This window comes from Humidesulfovibrio sp., assembly GCF_035560995.1.
Classification (GTDB): Bacteria; Desulfobacterota; Desulfovibrionia; order Desulfovibrionales; family Desulfovibrionaceae; genus Humidesulfovibrio.
The window spans coordinates 1-2,581 of record NZ_DATMYK010000180.1; the positions used below are offsets into that span (position 1 = coordinate 1).

A 2,581-nucleotide genomic window follows, 5' to 3' on the forward strand; every position below is an offset into this window, starting at 1 on the left:
GGCTAAAGCCTGTTCCGCCCGTTTCGCGTCATGCGGGTCCAGGGGGTGCATACCCCCTGGCGGGGTCAAGGGGCAGCGCCCCTTGCTTCTCTTCTTCCCTAGTCCAGCTCGAACTTGCTGCGCCAGTCGCCTTCCTCGCGCCATTCGGGCTGGTTGTCCTTCACGAGGAGCCAGTCGCCCAGCACCAGGGCGTCCATTTCGGTGCGCATGAAGCAGGCGTAAGCATCGGCGGGCGTGCAGACGATGGGCTCGCCGCGCACGTTGAAGCTGGTGTTGACCACCACGGGGCAGCCCTGTTCGCGGCGGAAGGTGTCGATGAGCTGCCAGTAGCGCGGATTGGTGGCCTTGGACACGCTCTGGATGCGCGCGGAGAAGTCCACGTGGGTGATGGCGGGCAGCTCGGAGCGCTCCACGTACAGGCGGTCGTACATGGGCCGGGTCCAGTAGCCTTCGGGCAGGGGCTTGCGCTTGGACTCGGCCACGGGGGCGACCAGGAGCATGTAGGGCGAGGGCGCGTCGAGGTCGAAGCACTCGGCCATGCGCTCCTCGAGCACGGAGGGCGCAAAGGGCCGGAAGCCCTCGCGGTACTTGATTTTCAGGTTCAGCTTCTTCTGCATGTCGCCGTGGCGCGGGTCGCCCAGGATGCTGCGTCCGCCCAGGGCGCGCGGGCCGTACTCCATGCGTCCCTGGAACCAGCCCACGGCCGCGCCGCCGGCCAGCAGCGTGGACACGCGGGAGCACAGGGCGCCGAAGTCGTCGTACTTTTCAGCAGGCGCGCCGAAGCGGCGGCAGGCGCGTTCGATCTCGCCGGAGGAAAAGACCGGGCCGAGGTACGCGCCCTGCATCATGTCGCCGCCGGGTTCGGAGGCGTGTGCCGTGCGCGGTTGTGAGAGTCCGATGTGCCAGGCGGCCAGGGCCGCGCCCAGCGCTCCCCCCGCATCGCCTGCGGCGGGCTGGATCCAGATGTTCTCGAAGGTGCCGCGTTTCAAGAGCTTGCCGTTGGCCACGCAGTTCAGGGCCACGCCCCCGGCCATGACGAGGTTCTTGGAGCCGGTGAGGGCGCGGGCGGTTTCGGCCATGCGGAACACGGCTTCTTCGGTGATCTGCTGGATGGCCAGCGCCAGGTCCATGTATTCCTGGGTGATGTCCGATTCGCCCGTGCGCTGCGGCAGGCCGAGGGCGGCCTCGAAGGCCTGGGCCCGGCACATGGTCAGGCCCGTGGCGTAGTCGAAATAGTCCATGTTCAAAAGCAGAGAGCCGTCGGGCCTCAGGTCCACCATCTGGTCGAGGATGATCGTGCGGTAGCGCTCCACACGCTCCGACCCCTCGATGCCGTAGGGGGCCAGACCCATGAGCTTGTACTCGCCGGAGTTGACCTTGAAGCCGCACCAGGCCGTGAGGGCGGAATAGAGCAGGCCGAGCGAGTGCGGGAAGTGCAGCTCGCGCAGGATGGACAGCTCGTTGCCCTTGCCGTGGCCGATGGTGGTGGTGGCCCATTCGCCCACACCGTCGATGGTCAGCACGGCGGCGTCCTCGTACGGCGAGGGGAAGAAGGCGCTGGCCGCGTGGGACAGGTGGTGCTCCGGGAACATGATCTCCGGCCCCTTCTTGTCAGACGCGGGGCCGAGCTTGGCCAGCTCGTCCTTGAGCATCTTGCGCATGAACAGCTTCTCGCGGATCCACACGGGCATGGCCGTGAGGAAGCTGCGCAGGCCGCGCGGGGCGAAGGCGTGGTAGGTCTCAAGCAACCGCTCGAACTTCAGGTACGGCTTGTCGTAGAAGGCCACGCACTCGAGGTCGGCCGGGGAGAGCCCGGCCTCGGCCAGGCAGTAGCGCGCGGCGTGGTGCGGGAAGTCCGGGTCGTGCTTCTTGCGGGTGAAGCGTTCCTCCTGGGCCGCGGCCACGATCTTGCCGTCCATCAGAAGCACCGCGGCGGAGTCGTGGTAATAGGCGCTGATGCCCAGAATGGCCCGGCGGGTGCGTGGCGTGTCCGTCATGCGCGGCCTAGAACAGGGTGTAGATGAACGGCGCTATGGCCGAGCCCGAGGTGAGCACGATGAGCGCGCCGAAGAGCAGGAGCACCAGGATGATGGGCGCCAGACAGAACTTCTTGCGGACTTTCAGAAAATCCCACAGGTCGCGAAGGAAATCCATGTGATGCTCCTAGAAGGGGGTCTTGAGGTCTGCGGCGGTGAAGGGGCCGGTACGGAGGTGGAACACGGAGTCCGCGCCCTTTTTGAAGGCCTTCAAGCGGAGAGTGTCTTTGCCCAGGGCGCGCCGCAGCAGGCCCATGGGTGTCAGGACGAGGAAATACACCAGGGTCAGGATGACCTTGCTCATCACCGCGCCAAGCACCGCGGAGAGCCCGAACCAAAGCTTCGACGCCGGGCCGAAAACCTTGGGTGCTGTCATGTTGACCACGAGCAGGGCGGCGGCGATGGCGAACCAGCCGCTCGTGCCGCGCACCAGGCCGATGATGAGGCAGATGAGGGTCAGGGCCATGCCGGTATCCACGGCGCGGCTCTTGGCGCTGCTTTCAGGCCCGGCGTGGGCGGCGTGCTTCACGAGGTCTATCATTGGT

The 2,581-nt window shown here is 66.6% G+C and carries 3 protein-coding genes; all 3 read right to left on the minus strand.

The genetic code is table 11. The annotated features are described in order from the left end of the window. Positions 1 to 98: 98 nt before the first annotated feature. Entirely contained in the window at positions 99 to 1,997 is a 1,899-nt protein-coding gene (locus tag VN419_RS06960) for a carbamoyltransferase (RefSeq protein ID WP_325645863.1), read from the minus strand. 7 nt (positions 1,998 to 2,004) lie between these two features. Next, positions 2,005 to 2,154: a DUF5989 family protein gene (locus VN419_RS06965; protein ID WP_325645865.1), complete on the minus strand. Its 150-nt coding sequence runs from the start codon at positions 2,152 to 2,154 to the stop codon at positions 2,005 to 2,007. A 9-nt stretch (positions 2,155 to 2,163) separates the two neighbouring features. Further along, a partial coding sequence (locus tag VN419_RS06970) for an SxtJ family membrane protein (protein ID WP_325645867.1) occupies positions 2,164 to 2,581 on the minus strand: 418 nt, incomplete at its 5' end.